This window comes from Streptosporangium sp. NPDC048047, from assembly GCF_040653115.1.
GTDB lineage: Bacteria > Actinomycetota > Actinomycetes > Streptosporangiales > Streptosporangiaceae > Streptosporangium.
In genome coordinates, this window is sequence record NZ_JBEZNH010000029.1 from 1 (window position 1) to 25,142 (window position 25,142).

General features: G+C 69.5%; 23 protein-coding genes. 4 read left to right on the forward strand and 19 right to left on the reverse strand.

Translation table 11 applies throughout. From position 1 onward, the window contains the following. Window positions 1-147 precede the first annotated feature (147 nt). Window positions 148-531: a hypothetical protein gene (locus AB0D67_RS23380; RefSeq protein WP_362939403.1), complete on the reverse strand. Its 384-nt coding sequence runs from the start codon at window positions 529-531 to the stop codon at window positions 148-150. Between the two features lie 750 nt (window positions 532-1,281). Between AB0D67_RS23380 and AB0D67_RS23385 the strand changes: the two genes are divergently transcribed. Beyond that, window positions 1,282-2,544: a DUF4041 domain-containing protein gene (locus AB0D67_RS23385; protein WP_362939406.1), complete on the forward strand. Its 1,263-nt coding sequence runs from the start codon at window positions 1,282-1,284 to the stop codon at window positions 2,542-2,544. 303 nt (window positions 2,545-2,847) lie between these two features. Here the strand turns inward: AB0D67_RS23385 and AB0D67_RS23390 are convergent, their stop codons facing one another. After that, window positions 2,848-4,305 carry an alpha/beta fold hydrolase gene (locus tag AB0D67_RS23390; protein ID WP_362939409.1) on the reverse strand — a complete coding sequence of 486 codons (1,458 nt, stop codon included), beginning with the start codon at window positions 4,303-4,305 and terminating at the stop codon, window positions 2,848-2,850. Window positions 4,306-4,989: 684 nt separating this feature from the next. On the opposite strand from AB0D67_RS23390, the gene AB0D67_RS23395 reads away from it, so the two are divergent. Then, window positions 4,990-5,781 (forward strand): hypothetical protein, encoded by a 792-nt coding sequence (locus AB0D67_RS23395; protein WP_362939412.1) that lies wholly within the window; start codon window positions 4,990-4,992, stop codon window positions 5,779-5,781. A 207-nt stretch (window positions 5,782-5,988) separates the two neighbouring features. On the opposite strand, the gene AB0D67_RS23400 is transcribed toward AB0D67_RS23395, so the two are convergent. After that, the gene (locus AB0D67_RS23400) at window positions 5,989-6,423 is read right to left on the reverse strand and encodes a hypothetical protein (protein ID WP_362939415.1); all 435 of its coding nucleotides are present in this window, start codon (window positions 6,421-6,423) and stop codon (window positions 5,989-5,991) included. Between the two features lie 605 nt (window positions 6,424-7,028). On the opposite strand from AB0D67_RS23400, the gene AB0D67_RS23405 reads away from it, so the two are divergent. Beyond that, the gene (locus AB0D67_RS23405; RefSeq protein ID WP_362939418.1) at window positions 7,029-7,337 is read left to right on the forward strand and encodes a hypothetical protein; all 309 of its coding nucleotides are present in this window, start codon (window positions 7,029-7,031) and stop codon (window positions 7,335-7,337) included. Window positions 7,338-7,720: 383 nt separating this feature from the next. On the opposite strand, the gene AB0D67_RS23410 is transcribed toward AB0D67_RS23405, so the two are convergent. The 3 genes from AB0D67_RS23410 to AB0D67_RS23420 form a co-directional block, all read right to left on the reverse strand. Beyond that, window positions 7,721-8,659: a hypothetical protein gene (locus AB0D67_RS23410; RefSeq protein WP_362939421.1), complete on the reverse strand. Its 939-nt coding sequence runs from the start codon at window positions 8,657-8,659 to the stop codon at window positions 7,721-7,723. Window positions 8,660-8,772: 113 nt separating this feature from the next. Continuing rightward, entirely contained in the window at window positions 8,773-9,420 is a 648-nt protein-coding gene (locus AB0D67_RS23415) for a response regulator transcription factor (RefSeq protein WP_362939424.1), read from the reverse strand. Then, window positions 9,417-10,571 (reverse strand): sensor histidine kinase, encoded by a 1,155-nt coding sequence (locus tag AB0D67_RS23420; protein WP_362939427.1) that lies wholly within the window; start codon window positions 10,569-10,571, stop codon window positions 9,417-9,419. Before AB0D67_RS23420 ends, AB0D67_RS23415 begins: the two co-directional genes overlap by 4 nt. A gap of 144 nt (window positions 10,572-10,715) precedes the next feature. On the opposite strand from AB0D67_RS23420, the gene AB0D67_RS23425 reads away from it, so the two are divergent. Beyond that, on the forward strand, window positions 10,716-11,537 hold the full coding sequence (locus AB0D67_RS23425; RefSeq protein ID WP_362939430.1) for a CPBP family intramembrane glutamic endopeptidase: 822 nt from the start codon (window positions 10,716-10,718) through the stop codon (window positions 11,535-11,537). A 44-nt stretch (window positions 11,538-11,581) separates the two neighbouring features. Here AB0D67_RS23425 and AB0D67_RS23430 read toward each other — a convergent pair whose 3' ends face one another. The 13 genes from AB0D67_RS23430 to AB0D67_RS23490 form a co-directional block, all read right to left on the reverse strand. Beyond that, a complete protein-coding gene (locus tag AB0D67_RS23430; protein ID WP_362939433.1) occupies window positions 11,582-12,478 on the reverse strand; it encodes a hypothetical protein in 897 nt (298 codons plus the stop codon). Window positions 12,479-12,480: 2 nt separating this feature from the next. Further along, entirely contained in the window at window positions 12,481-15,144 is a 2,664-nt protein-coding gene (locus AB0D67_RS23435; protein WP_362939436.1) for a DUF6493 family protein, read from the reverse strand. Between the two features lie 118 nt (window positions 15,145-15,262). After that, window positions 15,263-15,841 (reverse strand): hypothetical protein, encoded by a 579-nt coding sequence (locus AB0D67_RS23440; protein ID WP_362939439.1) that lies wholly within the window; start codon window positions 15,839-15,841, stop codon window positions 15,263-15,265. A gap of 102 nt (window positions 15,842-15,943) precedes the next feature. Further along, window positions 15,944-16,522 (reverse strand): TetR/AcrR family transcriptional regulator, encoded by a 579-nt coding sequence (locus tag AB0D67_RS23445; protein ID WP_362939442.1) that lies wholly within the window; start codon window positions 16,520-16,522, stop codon window positions 15,944-15,946. 58 nt (window positions 16,523-16,580) lie between these two features. After that, entirely contained in the window at window positions 16,581-16,940 is a 360-nt protein-coding gene (locus AB0D67_RS23450) for a DoxX family protein (RefSeq protein WP_362939445.1), read from the reverse strand. 184 nt (window positions 16,941-17,124) lie between these two features. Next, a complete protein-coding gene (locus AB0D67_RS23455; RefSeq protein WP_362939448.1) occupies window positions 17,125-17,919 on the reverse strand; it encodes an MOSC domain-containing protein in 795 nt (264 codons plus the stop codon). A 156-nt stretch (window positions 17,920-18,075) separates the two neighbouring features. Further along, a complete protein-coding gene (gene hydA / locus AB0D67_RS23460) occupies window positions 18,076-19,476 on the reverse strand; it encodes a dihydropyrimidinase (RefSeq protein WP_362939451.1) in 1,401 nt (466 codons plus the stop codon). After that, the gene (locus AB0D67_RS23465) at window positions 19,476-19,877 is read right to left on the reverse strand and encodes a gamma-glutamylcyclotransferase (protein ID WP_362939454.1); all 402 of its coding nucleotides are present in this window, start codon (window positions 19,875-19,877) and stop codon (window positions 19,476-19,478) included. Before AB0D67_RS23465 ends, hydA begins: the two co-directional genes overlap by 1 nt. Before the next feature lie 10 nt (window positions 19,878-19,887). Further along, the gene (locus AB0D67_RS23470) at window positions 19,888-20,691 is read right to left on the reverse strand and encodes an ATP-binding cassette domain-containing protein (protein WP_362939457.1); all 804 of its coding nucleotides are present in this window, start codon (window positions 20,689-20,691) and stop codon (window positions 19,888-19,890) included. Next, window positions 20,688-21,548, reverse strand: a complete 861-nt coding sequence (locus AB0D67_RS23475; protein ID WP_362939460.1) for an ABC transporter ATP-binding protein — start codon at window positions 21,546-21,548, stop codon at window positions 20,688-20,690. The genes AB0D67_RS23470 and AB0D67_RS23475 overlap by 4 nt, the downstream gene beginning before the upstream one ends. Further along, a complete protein-coding gene (locus tag AB0D67_RS23480) occupies window positions 21,545-22,414 on the reverse strand; it encodes an ABC transporter permease (RefSeq protein WP_362939463.1) in 870 nt (289 codons plus the stop codon). The genes AB0D67_RS23475 and AB0D67_RS23480 overlap by 4 nt, the downstream gene beginning before the upstream one ends. Then, window positions 22,411-23,466, reverse strand: coding sequence for an ABC transporter permease (locus AB0D67_RS23485; protein WP_362939465.1), 1,056 nt, complete (start codon window positions 23,464-23,466; stop codon window positions 22,411-22,413). Before AB0D67_RS23485 ends, AB0D67_RS23480 begins: the two co-directional genes overlap by 4 nt. Window positions 23,467-23,540: 74 nt before the next feature. Continuing rightward, window positions 23,541-25,139 carry an ABC transporter substrate-binding protein gene (locus AB0D67_RS23490; protein WP_362939468.1) on the reverse strand — a complete coding sequence of 533 codons (1,599 nt, stop codon included), beginning with the start codon at window positions 25,137-25,139 and terminating at the stop codon, window positions 23,541-23,543. Between the last annotated feature and the right edge of the window lie 3 nt (window positions 25,140-25,142).

A 25,142-nucleotide genomic window follows, 5' to 3' on the forward strand; every position in this document is an offset into this window, starting at 1 on the left:
CCACTACCGCCGACGAGGAGATCCGCTCCCTCAAAATCTACGAATGTAGTACCGGAAGGGTATTGCGATTCGACCGGCCCCGGCCGACCGGTTCCTCTCAGTGTGATCACCTCACTTGCATCAGCCCGCGCGAGGCGTTACTCCGGCTCAGGGAATGACGCACAACAGCCCTTCCGACGAAACCCAGTCCTGGTCGAGAAAACGCCCTGTGATTCTTCCTATGATTATCAGGAACTGGTCCAGCAGTTCTGGCGCCGGCATCGTGTCGTCGTTCGGCAGATCTGTCCAGTAGGCATCGTACTCGGTCTCGTCAAAGATGCTTCTGTACTCGCCGTCGTAGGTGTAGATCGGCTCATCGAGCTCCTCGATTTCGCCGACGTATGAAATTTCAAATACGCGCCGACCATGACGGCTGAGCTCCTGTGCGGACGACGCCTGCCCGCCACTGAGGAGAAGGACATGGGACCAGCCGGGTGCGTGCGACGTGATCCAGGCCCGCTGCGCAGAGCCGGCAGGATCGTATGACCTCATAGCGGTTCGGAAGTCGCATGTCTCTATCATCTCGACCGGGAAGCGTAGGGCTTGGGCCACCTCGTGGCCATCCGCAGCGCTGACCCACAAGGCACTGAACATCCTGTCTAGCCCGTGCGCCACTAGAAGACGTTGTTGGTTTTCAGCGGGGAAAAGAGTCATAATTTATCTAGATTCCGTTGTGCAAGAGCCTAAAGGGGGGACGGATGGGACATGGCATCGAAGGTGGTACTGGAACCAAGGCTTGGCCGAAAATCAGCAGAATCTCCCGGTGATGACGATTGGGCCGCGAAACGATCTGGTGGTTTTAATTCGATTCTGGCCCGCCGATGATCCGCCCGAGTTCGAGCTGCTCGCGATCGTCGACGTGGCTGATCTGCCGGAACAAAGTTAAGCTCATGTCTCCTGATTGCGTTGGCGAACGTCTCGCCCATGTCCGTACGCGTTCGCCAGGAGACCTCCGGGATGAGGCGGTGTTGTAAACCGATCAGTCCAGGTAGCTGTCCTCCTACGGCATGTGTTTAGCGGGGTATACAGCCGAGGAGGACGCCCACGATGGAGTACCGGTTCAACTCGCCCCCCGGATGGCCGGTTCCGCCCGTGGGGTGGAGTCCTCCTCAAAGGTGGCAACCAGACCCGTCATGGCCTCCCGCACCGCCTGGCTGGCAGTTCTGGGTGCCCGTACAGGCGCCGCCTCCTCCTGCTCCTGCACCTCAGTTGCCGCCGCAGCCCATTGTTACCCCGGCCCCGGTGTTGCCGGAACGAAGCAGCGGAGGGCTGTTCGGTGGGAAGAAGAAGCTGGAGGCGGAGAACGCCGAACTGCGCGCGTGGATCGAGAGGCTGGGCGGGATGGACGCCATGGGCGTCTCCGCGCTGACCGAGGAGTTGTGTGCCGAGCAGGGACGGCTGCAGGCGGCCATGGCAGAAGCCACACGGCGGTTACATGAGATCGAGCAGCGGGTCGTGCAGACCGAGGAGACCGTGCTGTTGCAGGAGGCCGGAGTCTACGACTATCGCCATCCGCTGAGTGACGCGGTGGCCTACAAGGATCGGCTGGCACAGGTCAAGGCTCGTATCAAGGCGATGGCCAGGGAGGGCCAAGCGGTACTGGGCGCCACGAACTGGCAGGTCAACGGGTCTGCGGCCGAGGGACGCCGGATGGTCCGTGACTTCTCCAAGCTGATGTTGCGCGCTTACAACGCCGAGGCCGACAACTGCGTGCGTACGATGCGTCCGTACAAGCTGCAGTCGGCGGTCGACCGGCTGGAGAAGGCCGTAGAGATGATCGTCAAGCTCGGCAAGACGATGAACATCCATGTCAGCGGTGACTACCACCGGCTGCGGGTCTATGAGTTGGAATTGACCGCCGACTACCTGGCTAAACAGGAGGAGGAGAAGGAACGCACCCGCGCCGAGCGGGAGCGGCAGCGCGAGGAGGAGGCTGCGCGGCGGGAGTTCGAACGGGAGAAGGCCCGGCTCCGCAAGGAGGAGGCCCACTACAAGTCGGCACTGGCCAAGCTGATCGCCAAAGGCGATGAGGCCGGAGCAGGGGAGCTCAAGGCGAAGCTGGAGGAGATCGGCGCGGCGGTCAGTGACGTTGAGGCGCGCGAGGCCAATGTCCGGGCCGGCTACGTGTATGTGATCTCGAACGTCGGCGCGTTCGGCGAGGACGTCGTGAAGATCGGCATGACCCGGCGTCTGGAACCCGAGGACCGGGTGCGGGAGCTGGGAGATGCCTCGGTGCCGTTCAGGTTCGACACGCACGCCCTGATCTTCAGCGATGACGCGGTCGGCTTGGAAGGACGGTTGCATGCCGAGCTGAACGACCGGCGAGTCAACAAGGTCAATCTTCGCCGGGAGTTCTTCCGCGCTACGCCCGCGGAGGTCAGGAACCTGCTGGAGCAGATCGCGGGCCAACACCTGCTGGAGTATCGGGACGTTCCCGAGGCGCTGGAGTGGCGGCAGTCGGTTCACACGCCGGCGGCTGTGGGGGAGGGGGAGGCGCACGTCTGACGGCGGAGCCGAGGGCACATCGGGGGCACACGGCGTCAGAAGACGATGGAGGGGATTGGCAGGGGACGGCAGTTTCCTTGCAGGTCAGAGAGTAGATCGCTGAAGGATCCGCAGGTTAGGGGCGCGCGGAATCAGAACCCGGCCTACAGGCCGACTCGTTCGCCCTGTCTTCCTCTGACCTGCGGTGAAGCTGGCCTGCGGTGAAGCCGCGATTCGACAAGATCAAAGCGGCCGGAGGCCGCAATGGGGGCACATTGCGGCCGCCGTCGGGAGGATGAGAGGTGGGCGCGCCGGGCGGCGGGGTCAGCAAGCGGTGTCGGTGGCCGGCAGTTCGCCGGTGGTGAGGTAGCGGGTGACCGTGGCGTTAAGGCAGGCGTTCCCGTAGTGCGGGAACGGGGCGTGGGTGTGGGCGTCGATCGTGACCAGGCGTGACCCGCGGATGCGTGCGGCCACGGCCCTGCTCACAGCCGGCGGCACCGCCACGTCCCGCAGGGCCGCGATGACCAGGGCGGCCGGCGCGCGGTTGCCGTCGAGCCGCACCGGTTCGTCCTTGACCGGCGGCCAGAACGCACAGGGGTTGATGTTGGCGTTGGCCGGGCCGAACAGCGGGTGGCGGTCCCGCTGGGAGGCGATGTCGCGCAGGTAGACGCGCGGGTCGCGCGGCCAGGGGGCGTCGGCGCAGCGGTAGGCGAGGTTGGTGGCGGTGTGGTGGCCGGCGGGTACGCCGGGCACGTCCTCGGGCCGCGGAGGGCGGATGGGGAACGGCAGGGACGGCTCCCGTCCGGCCGCGACGGCGGCGAAGGCCGCGGCGACGACGCCGAAGGCCCGCTCGTCGTAGATCCCGGCCACCAGCAGGGCACCCAGCTCGCCGACGGTCCAGGCGTGACCGCCGATGACGATGGGCGCTCGGGTGGCCCGGTCGAGGATCCCGGTGAGCGTGGCGTGCACCTGCGCGGTGGTCTCCCCCAGACCGTATTCGGGGTGCCGCCCGGCGACCCAGGCGGCGAGGGCCACCGTTCCCTCCTCGAACGCGGGGGTGCGGCTCATCTCGTAGGGCCGCCAGATCGTGTCGGCGTTCACCGGGCTGTCCAGTACGAACCGGTCCACGTGGCGCGGGAACAGCGTGCCGTAGACGGTGCCGAGCAGTCCCGCGTACGAGCCGCCCAGGTAGGAGATCTTCTCCTCGCCGAGGGCCGCGCGGATGAGGTCCATGTCGCGGGCGGCGTTCGCGGTGGTGGCGTACGGCAGGGCCCAGCCGGAGGCCCGTACGCAGTCTTCGGCGTACCGCCGGGCCTCGGCGGCTTCGGCGAGGAAGCGTCCGAGGGCTGCGGGGCGTACCCAGAACCCGCCGGGCTCCTCTTCGGGCTGCCCGCAGCCGATGGGCGTGCTGCGCTCGACGAATCTCATGTCGAACCCGACCAGGTCGTACCGGGCACGGACCTCGGCGGACAACGCCGGGGCGAGGCTCACGGGCAGCGGGACGCCCGGCCCGCCGGGTCCGCCGCCGGTGGTGAGCAGAACGCCCCGGCGTCGCGCCGGGTCGGTGGCGGGCAGCCGGGAGATGACGATGGAGATGGTACGGCCGCGCGGGCGGCGGTGGTCGAGGGGGACGGTGACCCGTGCGCATCGCAGGTCCGGAGCGCTCACCCCGGCGCACGCCTCCCACCGCAGTCCCCTGCCCCCGGCGGCGGCAGCGGGCACGGCGACCGCGGGGGCGGCCAGGGCCGCGGCGGTGACCGGTGCGAGCGCGGCGGCCGTCACGACCCGGACGAGACGTCCGGACCGACCCCGCCCGCGCGCCGAGACCGCGCTCATGCCGTCCCCTCCCGCGTCGCGCGGCACGGCCGCCGCCGGCAAGGCGAGGGGGCTTTCCGTACGGGCATGGGTCTCCCTGCTGTGAAGGGCGGTTCGCGAGCGACCCGGGGGAGGCCGGGCCCTGACGATCACCTGACGTGCGGGCCGTGTCAAGCCGGCAGCGCCGGTCCGATCATGTCGGCCTGGTCAGACGGATCGCTGCCCAGGATCGTTTTCATGGTGTTTCACAGCGCCCCCGGTGGGTGGCCGATCACGTCCAGCGAAGTGTGGGAACACGGTGACAGCGGCGTCGGGCACCAGAGGCATTCTCCGGGCACCGCCCGCTACCGGCTGCCCTGGGCTTGCCGTACGCGGTCAGAGTCGTTGTGCGGCCTGGAAAGCGGACTGCCATGCGGTTTCGCTGTTTCCTGTGGTTCACGCCTGACGGTCCTGTGCCCTGGCCCGGGCGTCTTGCTGTCGAGATATCTAACCTCGTGAGCTTTTTGCTTAATTTGTAACATTTAAGATATTTATTATAAATTACCCCTTTGTGTTAAGAGTCATTTCTGTATCGATTGCAAATTGGCCGATGCGTTGATCTCTCGGAAGTGCTTAACCTGCCTTGTCCCTACTAGACCGCAGGTGGAAGCCGTGAACGAGCAGGCAGCACAGCCGATTGTCGGCGACGAGCAGACCATCACCACCCTTGAGGCATCCAAGGGAGCCGAAAGCCCTCCTGCCAAGAAGACCGCAGGAGCACGAACGGCTCCGAAGTGGGAGAGCGACGCACGGGACCGTGTCCGAGCGGCGATACGACGTTACGCCAAGCCACTCAACGATCTCGTGGGGCGCGATGCCAACGAAGGGGACACGCGACTTCTCATCACCGACTTCCTGTGTGCAGGACTCGGATACGACAAATATGAAGACCTCACCACGGAATACCAGGTCAAGGGCGAGTTCGCTGACTACGGCATCCGCATCGACAAGCAGTTGGTCGCCTTCATCGAGGTGAAGCGCTGCAGCCAGAAGCTCAACACCAGGCATCTGCGTCAAGTGCAGATGTATGCCGTGAACGAGGGCGTCGAATGGATGATCCTGTCCAACGGACAGGTGTGGCAGGCCTATCACATGACCGCCGGCCTGCCTGTGGTCATCGACCTGGCCCTTGAAGTGGACCTGCTCAGTGACGCCGGCTTGGCTTCCAAGACGGACGCGCTCTTCTATCTGACCAAGGAGGCGTTCAAACGCCGCCTGATCGATGACCTGTGGAGGGCTCGTGCCGCGACGTCACCGAAGTCCTTGGCTCAGGTGCTCCTGTCCGACGTGGTGGCCGACGCCGTACGCAAGGAGCTTCGGCGCCAGACGAACCACAACGCCGATGTGAGTGAGATCCATCGGATCTTGCGCGGCGAGGTCCTCCGGCCGGAGACCTTGATCTGAGGCGGGCCTCGACAGGCGGATGCCATGATGAGCGATCTCGCTGACGCGGATGTCGACATCGGGTCCGTACGGCCCTGAACGACCGTGGACCGAAGAATCCCGTAGCCTTCCACGCCCCTGCTGAATCCAGGACAAGGCAGATTTCTGGGCCGCTTGAGCGGGTAGGGGTCGCCGCCTCGCCGGGCGAGGCGGCCGGCCCTCTCCATGTCAGTCCGGGATCTGCTTCTCGTACCAGGTGTAGTAGACGTAGGTGCTGTCGGGTCCGGTCATCGTGCCGTAGACCTGCCAGAAGCTGTTGGCGCCGGGTGAGTAGCGGAAGACCTTGTCCCCGGGCCGGTCGTCCGTGAACACTCTCATGGTGCCGTCGCCGGGGTAGATCCGTGCCTCGATCGTGAATGTCGAGCTGTCCGGGATGTCGAGGCAGACCTCGTACGTGTACGCCACCGGTCCGGCGATGTTGTAGCTACGGCCGTCGACCGCGACCCGCTGGTCGTTGGTGGGGACATAGGTGTTCAGGACCCGGGTGTACCCGCCCGCGGAGCAGTCGACTTCGGAGCCGGCCGCGGACGCGGGACCGATGCCGATGAGCGTGGCGCCGAGGACACCGGTGACGACGGCGAGAGTGGAGATGGTGCGCTTCATGCCTCTCCTCATCCGTACGGTGACCCTTCAGCTAAGTAGTTGAAGGATAAACTTATTCTGGCTCGATTACCGTATCCGGACAAGTCCGAGTAAGGATTCGTGCGCATTCGAGGCAGACGAGTCATGTCCAGTCCTTATCGATGAACCCGGCCTAGCTGTTCTCGATGGGGCGTGGTTCACGAGGGGCGGCCGTGCGATCCAGTGGCTCCGGTCGCCCCCGCAGCAGGTCTGCCCATGCCCGGCTCGCCTTCGTCAACAGTCTGGCCGCGGTGGCGGGAACGGGTCCGGCAGGCGATGGAGGCGTTCTCGACGGAGTCGCGTACGGCGGGCATCGTCCCCCATCCGCAGATGGGCGCGCGGGTCACCCTGCGGCTCCCACGGTTCGCCGGTGGGATCGGAAGGACGGACAGGGTCGGCGTACCTGCCGTACCGTCCGCCTGCGGGACGGCTTCACGATCGGTTCTCGAGCGCGCTGCGGGAAACGGAGCGGCCCCCTTTCAGGCAGGACCAAAAGCGTTGCGATCGAAATTCGCTTGGGACACTCTGGTCTTCATCAAGTCGATGAGGATCGTCGATTTCCAGTGGAACCCCTATTGGGAGGAAAAATGCGACACAGACTCGGCAGGATACTGACCGGCTCCGCACTGGCGGCCGTGACATTGCTCGGCGCCCACACTTTCACGACGGTGCCGGCGTCCGCCTCGGTGACCGATGCCTCGGGGAGCGCATCGACCCTGGGAAACAGCTGCAACTATCCCACGTCCGCCCGGCCCAACAGCACGTACGTTAGCAGCTACAGCAACTGCAAAACTTGCCGCGCGAACGAGTTCGCGCTGGAGTACAACTACTGGTGGCGCGACTACTACTGCACCTACAACCCCAGTAACAATCTGAACGACCTGCACTACGTCTGATCGGTCCTCCGGGCCCTCCCGGAAGCCACCGCGCCCGCTGAGAATGCCGGTGGGGCGGTATGAGGAAACAGGCGACGCGGTCACCGTGGAATGACCGGCCGGCGTGTCGGTACCCCGGTCACGTTTGAACTTTCCACAGAATGGACGCCCCGGTGGGACGTTGAATTGCCCGATCCGACTGCCGATGACGCCGTCGTGCCGGTCGCATGCGGCCGAAGGGTTGGGCCGTCAGAGCATGAAGCGCCACCGGCTCGGCGACCGCGCCGGTGGCGTATGACGACTCGGCCCGTGGACTTCATGGCACTCCGCACCGGAGAGACTTCGCTGTCGTCGGAGCCGGAGCGGCGGCCCGCCCGCCACCGCTCTGCTCGGGGACGGTTTCGTCAGTGGTCTTCTGCGTCGGCTTTGTGCAACAGGTCGTGCGCGGTCCGGGCGGTCGCCGCGCGGGCCGCCCAGGTCTCCAGGAGGTCGAGGTCGGCGCAGGAGGCGATCCGGGTGCGGACGTCGTCGGGCACGTCGAGGCCGCGGGCGTTCAGCACCAGCAGGACCAGCCTGGCGGCCTCCTCGGCCTTGCCTTCCGCCTTGCCTTCCGCCTTGCCTTCGGCCTTACCTTCCGCTTTGCCTTTCGCTTCGCCGTCGGCCATGCCGCGGCCGTAGTGCTCGCGGGCGAAGGGGCTGTAGACGGGCCAGGTGGCAGACTTCATGATCTCCTCCAGGAGGCGCCGCACCTCGGGCGCGGACATGTCGTAAGCGTATTCATAGTACTGCGGAGCGTGTTCGCCGGGGAGGTCGGCGAGTCCGGTGGCGAAGGCCTCGACGACCTTGCGGTCGCGGCCGTGGGCCATGACCGCCAGGGCGGCCAGTTCCGGGTGGGCGGCGGCCTGCTGGGGGTCGGTGATGGCCGGGATGGCGCCGGGCCCCAGGACCCGAGGCTGCGGGCGGTAGCCGGTCAGCCCGGAGTCGATGGGCCGGGCGTAGTGGGCGGCGGTGCGGGTGTCGGGGCAGACGACCAGGACGGTGGCGTCGCATTTGAGCATCAGCCAGGCGTGGGCGGCGTAGCGGGCCAGCTGGCGGGGGTCTTTGGAGGTGTCTTTCTGGATCTCGACGATGATGACGTGGGCGGGGCTGGGCGGTGGTCCCAGGACGATGACGAGGTCGGGCTCGATGTCGTCGGAGGGGCGGGTGTTGAAGGCGAAGTGCTCGGCGCGGGCCAGGGGTGTGGCGGGCAGGTCGTGGCCGAGGAGGTCGCGCAGGACCTCCACGGCCAGGTGGGGGTGGTCGCGGAAGAGCTCGATGAGAGCGTCGTGGGCGGGAGATGGCATGTCGCTTAATGTAACGTGAACATCACTTTACGTGACTGTGTTTCGCAGAAAATCGGAGGGTGCGTCGCGCAGGGGAGGAGGCGCGTCGGTGCGGAGGCGGTGGGCGACGGTCGTCACGATGAGGGCCGGTTGGCCCGTTGCAGGTGCAGGGCGAGCCGGGTGCGGTCGCGGAGGCCGTACTTGCGGAGCAGGTTCGTGACGTGGTTCTTCACCGTGCCCTCGGTGATGAGCAGCCGGTCGGCGATCTGCCGGTTCGTGGCCCCGGTCGAGATCAGCCGGGCCACCTGCGCCTCCCTGACCGACAGCCTCTCCTGGTCGGGTAGCGCCGGTGTGGTGGAGCGGCGAAGCTCGGCGACCAGCCGGGCGGCCACCGGGGAGGCCAGCACGGTCTCGCCCCGGCCGGCCCGCCGGATGGCGTCGACCAGTTCCGCCGGAGTGCAGTCCTTGAGCAGGTAGCCGACGGCGCCGGCCCGCAACGCGCCGAAGATGTAGTCGTCCTCGTCGAACGTGCTGAGCACGACCGAGGCCACCGCCGGATACCGGGCCGACAACAGGGTGATGAGCTCGACGCCGTTCATCCTCGGCATGCGGGCGTCCACCAGCGCCACGTCCGGACGGCACCGCCCGGCGGCTCGCAGGGCCTCCTCGCCGTCGGCGGCCTCGCCCACGACCTCGATGCCCTCCTCGATCTCCAGCATCTTGCGCAGCCCCTGGCGGATGAGCTCCTGGTCGTCGGCCAGCAGGACCCTGACGGCGCTCACACCGCGGCTCCCGGGCGGACGGGCAGTTCCGCGCGCATCTCGAAACCGCCGCCGGGGCGGTCGCCCGCGATCAGGGTGCCTCCTACCGCCCGGGCGCGTTCGGCGAGCGAGCGCAGGCCGAACCCGCCGTGCGCGTCGCGGTGGCGTCCACCGCCGTCGTCGGTGACCGTCAGCACGACCCGGTCACCGAGGAAGGCCAGGCCGCCCCGTACCTGACGGGCGCCGGAGTGACGGACGGCGTTGGCCAGACCCTCCTGCAGCATCCGGTAGAGCACGAGTTCCACATCGGGCTCCATCGGCACCTCCTCACCGGTGACCTCGAAGGAGACCTTGAGCCCCGTGCCGTCGAACGAGGCCGCCAGCTGTTGCAGCGCCGCGCTGCCGACGTGCCCGTCGAGCGCGAGCGGGCGCAACGCCCGGACCCAGCGGCGGGCGTCGGCCAGCGCCTGGCGCGTGAGGTCCTTCGCCTGGCTCACCTCGTCCCAGGCGGCGTCGGGACGCCGGTGCCGGAACCGTTCCGCGTTCTCCAGGCCCATTTTGATCACCGTCAGGTGGTGGCCGATGGAGTCGTGCATCTCCGCGCCCATCCGCGCCCGTTCCCGGGCGACCGTCAGCTCCCTGATCCGGGCCAGCAGCCGCTGCGCCTCCTCACGCCTGCGCCGCGCCTCCAGTACGGCCGACATCATGCCCAGCACGAAGGTGGCGAACACGACGAGGGGTACGGTCTGCGCGACGGCGTCCAGGATCCCGCGCCCGTACACCTTCACGACCGAGAGGAACAGGCCGCAGCACAGGCAGCCGACGATCACGGCGGCCGTCCGCATGCCGTAGACGAACGCCAGGTTGGCGATGGAGATGAGCGGGAGCAGCTGGTGGATCTCATCGGAGCCGGCCGGCCCCAGCGTGAACGTCGCCACCAGGAACACCACGGCCGCCGGCCCCCGCCATCCCCGGATGCGCCGCCACGGCAGCACGAGCCACAGCGCGCCCACCAGCGCCACGTTGGCGCCGAACACCGCGATCCGCGCGATCGGGAGGCCGGACGTTCCGGCGTGCACGGCGTAGGTGAGCGCGGTGGCGGCGAGCACCACCCAGAACACGACGCTCAGCAGCGGCGGTGGACCGGCGTCACGCGACTGGACCGGGGACACGGGGCATCCGACGACGCGGCACGACACGACCCTAGTTTCTCGCGCCGCCGGTGTGATCCCCCCAAAGATCCATGACGAACGTCATGGTCGGTTCCTCCCGCGGGCCGATGCCGCACGACGGCCCGCTCCCTAGCGTGGCGGTTCATGAGAGTCACCCATCCCGTCTGGGCCGTCCTGATCACCGCCGTCGCCATGCTCGCGCAGGTGATCATCGGAACCGCCCCCGTGACGCTGCTCCTCGAACGCGACAACGTCCTCTACCGGCCCCTCGGCATGATCGGCATCACGCTGGCCTCGCTCGGGCTGGTCCACCTCATCCGCCGCCTCGGCCGCCAGCCGTGGCGGGGCGTGGGCCTGACGGGATCCCGGCGGGCCCCGTTGCACCTGCTGCTGGGCGCACTGGCGGGTATGGCCGGGATGGCCGCGGCGAACGCCCTTTCGGTGGCGGTCGGCGTCGCCGCCTGGCAGCCCTGGGAGATGGTCACGGCCGGGCTGCCGTACCTGCCGCTGGCGATCGCGTTCGCCCTGCTCAGCCAGGCTTTTCCCGAGGAACTGCTGTGGCGGGGGCACCTGTTCGACACCCTGTCCGGCCGGTTGACCCCGCCGGTGGTGCTGGCCGTGGTGTCGATCGGCTTCGGCGCGATGCACCTGATCTCCCAGAGCGCGGCCGACACCCCCGTCGAGCGACTGCTCTACGTGGGCCAGGCGGCCGCGCTCGGCTTCGCCTGCGCGGCCGCGCGAGCCCGTACCGGGGCGCTGTGGGCGGCGGTCGGCGTGCACACCGGCTCCCACATCGCCAACATGCTGCTGCCCACCCGGGACATCACCTACGGTGTGCAAATCGTCATCATGATCGCCACGCTCTCCGCCACCGGCCTGCTCATCCTGGCCGGCCGCCGACGGAACGGCACGGCGGCCGGCGACGGGACCGTGCGGACGACGGCCCCGCCACCCTCCCGGCGGTGACGGGGAGCCAGACCCGGAGGTTCGGCCGGCGGTGCCGTCGCGGATCAGAAGCCGATCAGTTCCGGCGCCCGGTCGACGGACCGGAGTATGCCGGGCAGGACGGTGCGCAGCTCGCCGAGCGTCCCGGGCGGCAGGTCGAGACGGACCTCGAAGACGCTCTCGGTCTCCAGCCGGTCGGCCGCCTCAGGCGTCAGTTCCAGCCGCAGAACCGTGCCGTCCAGCGTGATGGAGCGCACCCCCTCGCGGGTGCCGCGCATGTCCTGGCGCGCCACCCAGTATCCCTCCCGGTGGGACGTCACCAGAAGGTGATCGGCCCCGGGGTCGTCGGCCTGTGCCGTCAGACAGACCAGGCGCCGGCCGCGGTCCTGGTCGTGCCCGTAGGCGCGGGCTGTCATGGTCGTGGCCGGCCGGTAGGCCAGCTCCCCGGTGATCGGCGGCGGAGCCGGCGGCCGGCGGTCACCGAAATGGGCGTACCACCGGTCGTAGCGGTCACCGTACGCGGTGGACAGGCCGAAGGGAACGGCGGTCGGCAGCGCGTCCAGCAGCCAGCCGGGCGGCTCCTCGCGGGGGAAGGCGGTCAGCTCCGCCAGCGCCGCCGACGGCGGCACGTCCCCGAACGGCGGCGCGGTGGAGTCGACACGGCCGGTGTAGCCCCTGCCACCGGGGGAGAGCTCCAGCTCGCAGGTGAACCAGGTACCGGCGTCCTCCCGGTAGGACAGCTCGCGCAGGCGCTGGAACGGCTCCGCCGTACCCTCCACGGTGATCTCCCGGCCGTCGCGGGTGACGGTGGTCAGCGCGTACGGGCCGACCTGGGCATGCCGTACGGTCAGCCGTGACCACCCCGGTGCGGCGGTGGTACGGGTGAGATCGCATATCTCCATCAGCCTGGCGTGGGCCTCGTCGTTCCGGGAGCGCCAGTTCCGGTTCCGCTTGGTCATCATGATCACCCTTCCTGGCCGATGCCGATGCCGATGCCGGCTCCGGCACCGATGCCGGTACGGTCACCGGTGCCGTCGGCGTCCGCTGTCTCCGGCGTGCCGTCGGTGAGCCGGTCGTGCAGCCGGCGGATCTCGCGGAGCAGTCCGCTGTTCCCCTTGCGGGCGGCCATGTCGCGCACCTCGGGGATCTCACCGCGGGCGCCGCACCACTCGGCGGTCGTGACGGCGAGCGTGACGAAGTCGGCCAGGCCGTTGCGCGGACGCCCGCCCGGTGCGGGCAGCAGCACGGGCAGCGCCGCGGCGGTGATCCGCCACACGTGCGCGTGGGCGCCCCGCCTGGCCGCGGCGTCGAGCGCGGCGACCATGTCGATCATCCTGACCTCGCCACTGGCCAGCAGGAGCCCCGCCTGGCGGCCGACCTCGGCCGCGGGCAGCTCGTCCCGCGCGGCGACCTCCAGCAGCACGTCGACCGACTCGGGTGTCCCCGGTTCGCCCAGGACGCGGGCGAGCAGCACCGAGAACGCCGCCCCGGCCGGCCCTTCGGCCCGCGCGAGATGGCGGATCTGCTCCGGCCCGATGGAGAGGCCGTTCCAGGACCGCCTGAGCGCGTACGGCATGAGGTGGGCGGCGGCGACCTCGCGGTGCGAAGGCAGCATCGAGGACCACCACTCGAACTGCTCGTCCCCGGCCCAGTGCCTGGGGACGCCGAGCACCAGGTCGACCAGCGGCAGGCCGGCGGGCACGGCGGTGGCCGTGGGCACCAGGCGCACGTCGTGGTAGTGGCTCCGGTCGTGCCAGTCGTGGTCGTCGACGTTGTTCCCGCAGGTCCACTCCAGCTCTATCCCGACCCGCGGGCAGGTCCACGCGGCGAGGATCCGGCCCGCCGCGGACGTCAGGCGGGCCGCCCGCCGTGCCGCCTCGGGGTCCGGGGTGCGCGGCAGGCGCAGCAGCGCCTGCTGGAGGTCGGCCGCCAGTGGTTTGGCCCCGGCGGCCTCGAGGACCTCCAGCCGCCGGACCAGCTCGGCCGCCGCCACGTGCCCCGTGTCGTGCGTGGGCGTGGCCAGCAGCAGCGGCGGGAGGGCGTCCTCCTCGACGGCCCGCAGGACCTCGGCCGCCCGGTGCAGCAGAAGCCGGTGCGGGGCGGCGAGATTCCCCTTCGGCATGAAGCGCCGCCAGGCGTGCGGGGCGGGCGCGGTCGCGGTCAGGGAGCGGACGGCGCCCTGGAGCCACTGGCCGGCGCTCTCCCAGGTCTCCCGCTGGTAGTCCCAGTCGGCCCACGGCCGGGCGAGCCGTTCGCGCAGCCTGGGGAGCAGCGCCGCCACCACGCCCGCCCGGTCGCGGTGGGCGAGCGCGACGAGGCCGGCGAGCGACCGCTCCCAGACTTGCCAGGAATACGGCCTCTCCTGCCACATCAGCAGGCTGAGCTCCTCGACGGACTCGACCGGAGGTTCGAGGGCCAGGGACCGCTCGGGCGCGGCGGGCAGCGGCGGCGGGGTGAACACGGGCTCGGCCTCGGCGACCGCACCGCCCGTGAACACCACGGCGGCCCGGTGCCCGAGGCGGGGCGGGAGCAGCCCGATCGCCTCGCCCACGGTGGCGCGGCCCTCCTCACCCATGCCGCCCGCGTGGGCGAGGGCCAGCTCGACGGCCTTCTCCTGGAGGTCGGCGGAGTCGGCGCCGAACGCGCGGGCCAGCGGCGTGGCGACCACGTCGGCCAGCGCGGGCGCGCGCCGTACGGAGCGGTCGAGCCATGACAGCCCGGCGCGCACCAGCTTGCGCTCGGGACGGAACAGCAGCGACTCCCACGCCTCGGCGAGATCGTCGGCGGCGAGGCCGTCGCAGTTGCGCAGCCGCCTGACGGCCAGCTCGGCGACCGGGCCGGGGGAGGCGGGCAGCAGGCACAGGTAGTCACGGGCCCGGGGCGCCGTCTCAGCGGGCGAGGGGTCGAGCGCCTCGTGCAGGCGGACGAAGAACCGCAGGTCGATCGCCGTACCGCCGAGCAGGAAGCGGCGTACGCATCCCTCGATCAGCTCCTCGCGCTTCACCCGGCCCGCATGGGCGAGGGACGTCAGCGCGCCCAGCCAGCCCGCGTGCGGGTTCTTCTCCCACTGGAGCACCCGGCCCACGTCCTGGGCCTCGAACAGGCGCGGCAGCAGGTGGTCGAGCAGCGGGTCGGCGTCCAGGCCCGAAGGGGCGAGGCCCGCCCAGCCGGCCACCAGCGGGTCATGCGACGGCGGCTCGACGCCGGTCTGGCGGAGCAGGGCCAGGGCGAGCGCCATGCCGCGGTCGTCGGAGGCGCGCAGGCGCAGCGCGAGCCGTTCGGCCAGGTCGGCGCGCCAGGCGGCGGGCCGGTCGGCGAGCACCGCCAGGATGAGGTCCACGTCGTTGTCGGCGCCGCCCCATCGTGGCGCGAAGTCGCGCCGGTACAGCCAAGCCGTAACGGCCGCCGCGCCGCCGATGGTCGCGGCGCCCGCCGCCCGCAGTGCGGGGCCGTAGTCGATCAGGCCGTCGTCCCAGCGGTCGAACCGGCTCCGCAGTTCCTTCAGTAGCTCCGGCAGCCGGGCGGCGACCTCCTTGCGGCCCTCGCCGTCCAGCGTTCTGAGCTTCTCCGCGAGCCGGTCGGCGTGCCGCCTCTCGATCAGCTTCCTGACCTCGTCCCAGTGATCCATGGCGGGGAACCTAACCAGCCGTACCGACACTTTCGGCCGCTTCCGGCCTCACCGCCCCGGCCGGCGCTCCCCGGAACGCCGGCTCGCCGGCCCCTCTCTGCTTGTAGGCGGTTCTTTGTCAGCGGTCCTGTTCATTCGTCTCGTGGAGCAGGTCGTGTGCGGTCTGGGCGGTCGCCGCACGGATCACCCAGGCCTCCAGGCGGGTGAGATCGGTGCAGGACGTGATCCGGGTGTGCGCCTCGTCCGAGACGGCGAAGCCCCGGGCGGCCATCACCAGCAGGACCAGCCTGGTGGCCTCTTCCGTTCTGCCCTCGATCCTGCCTTCTGCTCTGCCCTCGACCAGGCCCTCGGCCCTGCCTTCCGTCTTGCCCTCCGCCCTGACCTCGGGCCTGCCCTTCTCCGCGCCTTCCCGGAGGCCGTCCCGGAGACCTTGGCCGTAGTGCAAGCGGCCGAAAGGGCTGTAGACGGGCCAGCCATGAAACTCCTCTTCTTCCTCCGAGGCTGGCTGTGCCTCGGAAACGGACATATCGCAAACATCTTTGTATCGCTTCAGAGCATGATCGGCGGGTAGTTCGGCGAGCGCTGCGGCGAGCGCTTCATCGCCTAGGAACGCCCGCAGGACCGTCTCCGCGAGCTGAGAGCGCTCGCGGAGGAGCCGGAGGATCGAGGTGTGTTGGGGTGACAGAATGTCGCTCAATGTAATTTGAAAAATACTTTGAGTGAGATATTTCCGCGAAAAACCAGCATGGATGATACCGCTCCGTCATGGAGGCGGCCGGTGTGGGGCGTGGTGGGCGGCTTACGCGGAGGCCGTCTCGCTGGAGTCGTCCGGAACGAGGGGCAGGAGGAGCTCGTAGAGATCGCGAAGCCGGTCGGGGCCGACGGGAGGAAAGACGAGGGTGGCGCCGACGGCGAGGAGGTAGGGCAGGAGGGCCGCGGTCCGGGCTTCCTCGTCATCGGCGGCGGCCGGTCGCCACACCCGCTGCAGCGCGGCCAGTCGTGCCTCGTCGAGGCGGGTCTGCACGGCCCGCACGTCCGCGTCCCAGGTCGCCCACGCCCGCAGTGCGGTCTCGACCTCGGGCCGGTAGAGCCCTGCGCCGTCGGAGCCGACGAGATTCGTCAGTCGCGTGAGGACGGCTCGGGGACCGGCCGATTCGCCCACCTCGGAGATGGCGTTCTCCAGCGCTTCAATCGAAAGACGCTCGAAGTGGGCGAGAAGCGCTTTCTTGTACCCGTCGGCGCCGTCGAAGTGATGGTGGAACGACCCTTTCGACAGGTTGAGCCGGGCGGCGATCCGGTCGATCCGGATCCCTGCCGCGCCTTCCTCCGCGAGGACCTTCAGGCCCTCGTCCAGCCACCGGGCCCGTGCCGTGCTCATCGGGCGAACGTACCACAGGGTATGGAACGGTCCGCGCTCGTCGGGGCGCTCGCGAGCGTCATGCGAGGAAGCCGTAGACGCCGACGGCGACGCAGATCAGCAGCATGCCGACGGCGTTGAGGAAGAGGTTGCGGCCGAAGTCCCGGGCCGCGACGTGCATCGCGATGGCGACGACGAAGTAGAGCACGAGGGCGGCGCAGGTGACGGCGCCGAGATACGGCAGCCGGATGCCGAGGATCAGGCCGGCGGCCGCGGCGAACTTCAGCGGCGGCAGCATCCACCAGTGACGCCGAGGCCAGTTCACGTCCTCAAGGCACCGGGCGATGAACGGGGCGGGTTTGATGCACATGACGGCGTCCCCGGCCTGGATGAGCGCCAGGAGGATCACCGGCCAGACGGGGTCGGGCAATGCGGACATGTCTCTCCTCGAATCGGGATCACCCGACCGTACCATACGGTATGGTACGGTCAACGGCCGGCCTTCCGCCGCTGGAGATCCGATTCGTCTCATCACGGCCGGCGGGGTCGTCGCCTCGATGAGGCGGGGGTTCCGCTGACCTGCCCCGAGATGGGGCTGATCGCCCTGGATCCGGACCCGGGACCTAGCCCGGCCGGACCTCGTCGCCGACTCTCAGATCGCCGAGGTTCCTGGGCACCAGGCGGATGCCGAACCAGGTGTTCCCGTCCCAGCGCCGATGCTTGGCCAGGGTTCTCAGGGGTTCCTTGCCGCGCTCCTGGGTCGCCGGGTCCCAGATGGTGGTGGCGCAGCGGTCGCACGCCACCGAGACACGGAAGTCGATCTCCCCGATGCGGACCGACGCCCAGGCGTCCTCCGCGAAGGGTTCCTCGCCGTCGATGACGACGTTGGGCCGGAAGCGGGCGATGTCGAGGGGGCAGGGGGGCTGCTCCTGGCGTTCCGCGGCGCCTTCGGTGATCCAGTCGTCCAGGAGCCGGAGCGAGCTCCTGGAGACGAGATGGAGGGGGCCGTCCCAGAGGCCGCCCTGTTTCTCGGTGATGGTCCGGCGTCCAGGATCGTCCAGCCAGACGAGACGGGCGGGCCTGCCGAGCAGGCGGGTGAACCACTCGTGGGCGTCGGCGTGGGCGAGCACGGCCCGATCGAGGGTGGAGCAGTCCAGCGGGATCGTGTCACCGGTGGCGGGGGGAACCTTGATCTCACCCGGGCCCTCCGCCGACAGGTGGAGGCCGCCTTCGGGGGTCTCGACGGCCGAAACCGAGAGGAGCCGTGGGTGTTCACCCACCCAGATCAGCTCTCCCAGCGGGTCCACCACGCCCCAGCGGCGGTCGCCCTCCAGGCCCCAGGGAAGGACCCGGGCGGATGAGCGGGAGATGCCTTTGGCGGACTTGAGGGGGTAGGTGCGGATCTCCGCTAGCTCCATTGGTCAAGAATAAAAGAAAGCGCTCTCTTGGGGTATGGGAGCGTGCCCACGAGGTGTCCGAAGCGGGGGTGCCGGGCCCCTGTTCGGCTCGTGGGCGGGCGTTCGTCAGTGGTCCTGTTCGCCGGCACGGCGAAGTCGCCGAGGGCCCGTCTCCGCTCAGCGTCCCAGCGCCGGTGTGAGCGAGATCGGCCCGGCGGGCAGGTGCCGGCCGCGGGGAACGGGGTCGACCAGGACGCCGTCGTGGACCACCACCCGGCCGCCGACCAGAACGGTCCGCGGCCTGCCGGTCAGGGACATGCCGTCGTACGGCGTGTAGTCCGTCGCCATGTGCAGGTCATCGGCGCTCACCCGCCACCGGGCGGCCGGATCCCAGATCGCGATGTCGGCGTCCGCGCCCGGCATCAGCGTCCCCTTGCGGGGGTACAGGCCGTTGGTCCTGGCCGGATTGGCGGCGGTCAGCTCGACGAACCGGGTGGCGGGCAGCCCGGCCCCGACGACGTACTCGGAGAAGACCACCGGCAACCGGGTCTCCACCCCGGGCAGGCCGTTGGGCATGGCCCGCACGTCGGTGCGCCGCGACTCCTTCTGCGCCACGTCGTAACAGCAGTGGTCGCTGCCGATCGTGGTGATCTCCCCCGTGAACAGGTGGCGTCCCAGCGCGTCGACGGCCTGGCGGGAGCGGAGCGGCGGGCAACAGACGAACCGCTCCGGGGCGGGTCCGGCATAGTTGCCGTCGTCCAGCACCAGGTGGTGGGCGACCGATTCGGTGAACGCCGGCACGCCCCGCCGCCTGGCCGCCGCCACCAGCTCGACCGCCTCGGCGGTGGACTGGTGCACGAAGTAGACCGGCGCCGACAGCGACTCGGCGATGGCCAGCACCTCGGCCACCGAGGCGGTCTCGGCCTGCTCGGGGCGGGTCGCGGCCATGTGCTCGGCGCCGAGCCTGCCACTCGCCGCGCACCGCTCCTGGGCGTCCTCGATGAGGTGGTCGGCCTCGCAGTGGATCACCACCATGCCGCCCAGGTCGCGCAGCGTCCGCATGGTCCGCAGAATGGTGTCCTCGCCCGCCATGGTCTCGCCGCGGTAGGTGGTGAACATCTTCACCGTCGGCATGCCGTCCGCGACCAGCGCGCCGAGTTGGTCGGGTACGGTCTCGTCCCACTCCACGACGCAGGCGTGCAGGGCGCTGTCGCACAGTCCCCGAGCGGCCTCGGCCCGCTGGGCGTAGGCCGCGTCGGCGGGTGCCTCGCCGGGCCGTGGGATGGCGAAGTCCACGATCGTGGTGGTGCCGCCGAACACCGCGGCCGTCGTGCACTCGGTGTAGTCGTCGAGCGAGGTGAAGTCGCCGGAGGTGAAGCCGACATGGCAGTGCGGATCCACCCCGCCCGGCATGACCAGCCGCCCGGTCGCGTCGACCTCGGTGGCGCCGCCCGGCGCGGGCGCGCCCGGTTCGGCCAGGGCGACGACGACGCCGCCTGCCACGAACACGTCGGCCGGGGCGGACCAGCCCGCCTCGACCACCGTGCCACCCCGCACCACCAGTTCGGCGTCCCTCATCAGATCAGGTCCTGCGTCCGGCCGGACGCGAGGTAGGCGCGCCAGCCGCCGGCCGTACTGATGTCGGTGACCCCCGGCAGGGTCAGTGACCCGTCGCGCATCCGCATGGACAGCGACCCGCTGCCGTCGGAGAGTTCGATCACGCTCAGCTCCAGCTCCTCCGGCTCGTTCGGCAGCAGGTGCTCGCGCAGGATCCGGTAGCTGACCTCGTACAGCTCACCGGGTACGACGTGCCCACCGGAGGCCACCGGGTACAGGCCTGGGAACTCGTCGCGTACCGAGTAGAACCGGTAGCGCGGGGCGGTCTCGACGGGGCCGACGAACACCGCGCCGCTCAGCGCGGTGTTCAGGCTGCCGCCCGACATCGCCTGGCCGTTGACGAACATCCGCAGATTCTCCACGGGGTCTCCTTCAGTATCGGGGTTCGGCCGCGCGGCGGGCACGTTCGGCGGCGGGGTCGGGGATCGGGACGGCCGCCAGCAGCGACCGGGTGTAGGGGTGCTCCGGCTCCCCGTACACCTGATCCCGGGTGCCGATCTCGGCGAGCCGTCCCTGCTCCAGGACCGCGATCCGGTCGCACAGGTAGTAGACGACCGCCAGATCGTGCGCGATGAACAGGATCGACAGGTTCAGCCGCAGTCTCAGGTCCCGTAGCAGATTGAGCACCTGGGCCTGGACCGAGACGTCCAGGGAGGAGATCGGCTCGTCGCAGATGAGCAGCCGGGGCTCGACCGCCAGGGCCCTGGCGATGGCGATGCGCTGGCGCTGCCCGCCCGAGAACGACCTGGGGTAGCGGTCCAGGTGATCGGCGGACATGCTCACCGTCTCCAGCAGGGCCGCCGCGCGTTCCCGGCGCCGGCGCCGGTCCGGTTCGAGACCGTGTACGGTGAGCGGCTCCTCAAGCAGTTCAGCCACGGTCATCCGGGGGTTCAGCGACGAGTACGGGTCCTGGAACACCATCTGCATCTCACGGCGAAGGGAGCGCAGCTCCCCACGCCGGGCCGCCAGCACATCACGCCCGCCGAGCTCCACCCGGCCGGAGTCGGGCTCGGTCAGCCGCGCCACGCACCGCGCCGTGGTGGACTTGCCGGAGCCCGACTCCCCGACCAGGCCGAGCACCTCGCCCGGCATCATGTCGAAGGAGACGTCGTCCAGTACCCGCCTGCCCTCGAAGGTCTTGACCAGGTTCCGCACCCGCAGCAGGGGCTCGCTCATGACGGGCTCACCGTTTCCTCCTCGACCGTCTCCACGGCGGAGCCGATGGTGGCCAGCGGCCTGGACAGGTCGCCCCCGACCCGGGGCACGGCCGCGAGCAGTGCCCTGGTGTAGGGGTGCCGGGGCCGGGCGTAGATCTCCTCGATCGGGCCGCTCTCCACCGCCAGTCCGTGGCGCATCACCACGACCCGTTCGGCGAACCCGGCCACGATGCCCAGATCGTGGGTGATCAGCAGGACCGCCATGCCCCGCTCGTCGGCCAGTTCGTGCAGCAGCTGCAGCACCTGTGCCTGGACCCGCACGTCGAGCGCGGTGGTCGGCTCGTCGGCGATGAGCAACGCGGGTTCCGCGATGATCGCGATGGCGATCACCACCCGCTGCCGCATCCCGCCGGAGAACTGGTGAGGGTAGTCGTCGAAGCGCTGCTCGGCGTCACGCACTCCCAGCCGGGAGAGCAGTTCGACGCCGCGCCGCCTGGCGACCTTCTTGGGCACCCCGCGGATGATCAGCGGCTGGGTGATCTGCCAGCCGATCGTCATCACCGGGTTGAGCGAGGCCAGCGGGTCCTGGAAGACCAGGCCGACCCCCGAACCCCGGATCTCGCGCATCCGGCGCGGCGGCAGCGTCAGCAGGTCGGTGCCTTCCAGTTCGATCCGCCCGGTCAGCGTGGCATCGGTGTCCAGCCGCAGCACGGCTCGCGCGGTGACCGACTTGCCGGAGCCGGACTCGCCGACCAGCGCGACCTTCTCGCCGCGGGCCAGCTCCAGGTCGACGCCGTGTACGACCTCGACCGGCCCCTCGGGCCCGGGAAAGCTCGCCCGCAGTTCTCGTACGGCGAGCAGCGGTGTGTCCGTCATCGGCCGGCCCCCTCGCGGATCGTCGGGTCGTTGCGCACCCGCAACCAGTCGCCCAGCAGGTTGAAGGAGATCGCGGTCAGCATGATGGCGAGGCCGGGGAAGGCCACCGCCCACCAGCCGTTGGTGAGGTTGTTGGCCGCCGCGGCGATCATCGCCCCCCATTCGGCGGACGGCACCTGCGCCCCGACGCCGACGAAGGACAGGCCGGAGATGACCAGCATCACCGCGGCGACGTCCAGCGTGGTCTGCACGTACAGGGTGTTCAGCGCGTTGGGCAGGATGTGCCGGAAGACGAGGCGGGTTCTGGAGACGCCGAGCGTCCTGGCCGCGTCGACGTACTCGGCGTCCTTGACGTCGCGGACCAGCGTGCGCACCAGCCGCGCGTAGCCGGGCCACCAGGTGAGGGCGAGGGCGATCACCGCGGACCGCAGGCCGGAACCGAGCGCGGCGGCCAGGCCGAGGGCCAGGATGATCGACGGGAGCGAGAGGCCGATGTCGGTGATCCGCATCAGCACCTCGTCGACGACCTTCCCGCCGAGGGCCGCGACGGTGCCGACCACGGTCCCCATCAGTGCCGCGGCGATGATCACGATCATCGTGGCGGGCAGGGTGATCCGCGCGCCGGACAGCACCCGGCTGAGGATGTCACGGCCGTTGGCGTCGGTGCCGAACCAGTGGTCGCCCGACGGGGGCAGCAGAGCCTTGGACAGGTCGACCGCGTAGGGGTCCTGCGGTGCGATCAGCGGCCCGATGACGGCGAGGATCACCATCGCCACGGCCACCACCACCGCGACGCGTTCGACGACCGGGACGCGGGGCAGACCGCGGCGGCGCGTTCCGATGACCGCGGTGGCGCCGGCGCTCATGCGTTCATCTCCGCGAGAGCGGGTGCGGCCGGCTCACCCGTACGGCGCTTCGTCCTGCGCAGCCGTGGGTTGAGCCAGAGCTGAACCAGGTCCACGACGATATTCGTCATGACGAAGACCACTCCGATCACGAGAACCGTGCCGATCACGGTGTAGAGGTCGTTCTGCAGGACGGCGGCGACCGCCTGGGCGCCGATGCCGGTCCTGCCGAAGATGGATTCCACCAGGACCGTGGAGCCGAGCATCCAGCCGAGTTGCATGCCGAGAATCGTGCTTGCCGGGACCATGGCATTGCGCAGGCCGTGCCGTACCACCACGCGGAACTCCGAGGCGCCGGTCGCCCGGGCCAGCGTGATGTAGTCGGAGTCCAACGTGGTGATCATTGACGAGCGCACCGTGCGGGCCACCACCGCGACGAACGAGGCGGCCAGTGTGAGAGCGGGAAGCAGCAGGTGCCACAGGGCGTCGCCGAAGGCGGCCGGGTTCCCGCCGAGCAGCGCGTCCAGCGAGGTCATCCCGGTGATCCTCGGCACGTCCTGGCCGAAGGCCAGCTGACCGGTCAGCGGCAGCAGCTTGAGTTCCGAGGCGAAGACGAGCTGAAGCATGAGGCCCAGCCAGAAGACCGGGACCGCCGCGCCCAGCAGGGCGATGAGCCGGGCCCCGGTGTCGGCCGGTCCGCCCCGGCGGTAGGCGGCGTACACGCCCAGCGGTACCGCCACCGCGATGTTGATCAGCATCGCGGCGAGGACGAGTTCTACCGAGGAGGGCAGTATGGCCGCGATGTCGTCGAGCACCGGCCGCTGGGTGAACACCGAGATGCCCAGGTCGCCGTGGAGCAGCCGGCCCAGATAGCCTGTGAACTGCTGCCACAGAGGCTGGTCGAGGCCGAGCTCGATCCGTACCTGTGCCACCTGTTCGGCGGTCGCGTTACGCCCCGCGGCGGTCCTGGCAGGGTCGCCGGGCAGTACCTGGGTCATCAGAAAGGTGACGACGGCCAGGCCGGCCAGAACGACGACGCTGGTCACGAGCCGCCGTATCAGGAAACGAGCCATAGGGTACCTCCCCTCAGTGGTGATCTCCGATGATGGGCGGGCTCGGCGCGGAGGTCCGCGCCCAGCCCGGAGGGTCAGCCGGCCTGCACCCGGTAGACGTCCACGGTCTGGTGGTGCGCGGGGTCGTAGGCGTAGCCGGTGAGTCCCTTGCGGTGAACCGTCACGTACTGCGGGTTGGACATGTTGATCGAGGGGTGATCGGCCGCGATGGTCTGCTGGGCCTCCTTGTAGAGAGCGCAGCGGGCTTCCAGGTCCGTCAGCTTCTGAGCGTCCTCGACCAGCTTGTCGACCTTCGGATTGTCATAGCCGCCGCTGTTCTGCCCGTTGTTGATGAACTTCGAGTCGAACTGCAGGTACAGCACGGAGTCCGGGTCCGGATAGGGCGGGAAGCCGTAGATCATGCCGAGGTCGGGCGTGGTGTCGTTGCTCTTGAGCATCTCGACGTACTGCGGGTAGGTGACCGCTGACAGCTCGACCTTCACTCCGATCTTGGCGAGCTCGGACTGGAGCAGCGTGGCCGCCTGCTCCATCTCGGCGGTGGCCTTGAGGTAGCTCATCGTCAGCGTGACGTTCCGCAGGCCGGCGGTGGCCAGGATGCTTTTCGCCTTCTCCGGGTCGTGGCCCGCCTGCGCGACCGTGGGGTCGGCGCAGGGCATGGTGCTCGGCAGCACTCCGATGGCCTTCTTGCCCGCGCCCTTGAGGATGGCCGACTGGTGCTGGTCGTAGTCGTAGGCGTAGGTGATGGCCTCGCGCAGCGCCTTGTCGGCCGCCGGTGAGTCCTTCATCTTGAAGAAGACGTACAGCTGCACGTTGGTGTCGGCCTTGTCCACCACGTAGCCGTTGCTTTCGAGACCGGCCCAGTCGTTGGGGTCGATGTCCATCGCGATGTCCACGTCACCGTTGCTCAGCGCGGTCTTCTGGGTCGCCGCCTGCGGCAGGTAGCGGATCACCACGTCCTTGGCCTGCTTGGTGAAGCCGCCCCAGTAGCCGTCGTGCCGGGTGAACTTGGCCTCCTGGTTGGGGGTGTACCCGACCAGCTTGTACGGTCCGGACCCCGCGTCGTTGGCCGCCAGCCACTGGCGGCCGGCGTCGGAGCCGGCGTTGGCCTGGACGAGCTTGGAGTTGAGCAGGTAGACCCGCGACAGTGCGCCCAGGAACGGCGCGTAGGACTGCTTCAGCTTGATCGTCAGATGGGTGTCGTCGACGACCTCGGCGGAGTCGTAGGCGGTCAGCAGCGACGCGACGCCCATCTTCAGCTCGGCGATCCGGTCCATCGTGTACTTCACGTCGGTGGCGGTCAGCTTGGTGCCGTCGTGGAAGGTCACGTCGTCGCGGAGCGTCAGGTCGAGGGTCTTGCCGTCCTTGGAGAACGTCCACTCGGTGGCGACGGCGGGGGCGATCGCGCCGTCCTCCCTGTATTCGACCAGGGTGTCGTAGGTAGGGATGGACACCTCGTCGACGGTCGAGTTGTCGGCCTGTACCGGGTCGAAGGTGGCCGGCGGCTCGTTCTCCGCGATGATCAGTGTCTGCTTGCGGACATCGGAGCCGCCGGAGGCGCCCGAGCCGCTCTGACCGCAGGCCGCGAGGACCAGCGCGCCGACGAGCAGGACGGAGGTCAGACCCGCCGTCCGCTTTCGGCCACGTGCCACCGGGGTGGCGGGGGGTCGGTGCACTTT